The organism is Mesorhizobium sp. M7D.F.Ca.US.004.03.1.1 (assembly GCF_003998635.1).
Lineage (GTDB): Bacteria > Pseudomonadota > Alphaproteobacteria > Rhizobiales > Rhizobiaceae > Mesorhizobium > Mesorhizobium loti.
The window spans coordinates 1-420 of sequence record NZ_RZQG01001844.1; the positions used below are offsets into that span (position 1 = coordinate 1).

1 pseudogene is annotated in these 420 nt (G+C 65.7%); it reads left to right on the top strand.

What is annotated here, in order from left to right:
* Positions 1-52: 52 nt before the first annotated feature.
* Positions 53-420 (top strand): annotated as a pseudogene (locus tag EN935_RS40335) (hypothetical protein); the annotation flags it as partial.

The following is a 420-nucleotide window of genomic DNA, read 5'->3' on the forward strand; positions in this document are numbered from 1 at the left end:
CATGGAACATGTCGACCGACACGATTTGCGTCGGCTTCGGACGGAGGCTTCGTTGGCCGCATCCGTTTCAAACTCCGCCTCGCCGGATCCGGCCCTGGTCGCGCTCAACCGCTTCGGCCTCGGCGCAAAACCCGGTTATGATCTCGGCAAGATCGCCGCCGATCCCCGCGGCTATCTCAAGGCCGAGCTCAAGCAGCAGGACATCGCACTCGTTTCCCCCGACGACCCGCGGAATGCCGGGCTGCTCGACAGCACGGCGGCGATCCAGGCCAGCATGGCGGCAGCCATGGAGCGCAAGGCGGCACGCGATGAGAAGGCATCGGCCGCCATGCAGCCGATGGCAGCGGATGATCCAGCCGGCCCGGTCGTTACAAAGGCCAAACCCGCGGTGCCACGTGTCGAGGCCGATATCTATCGCGA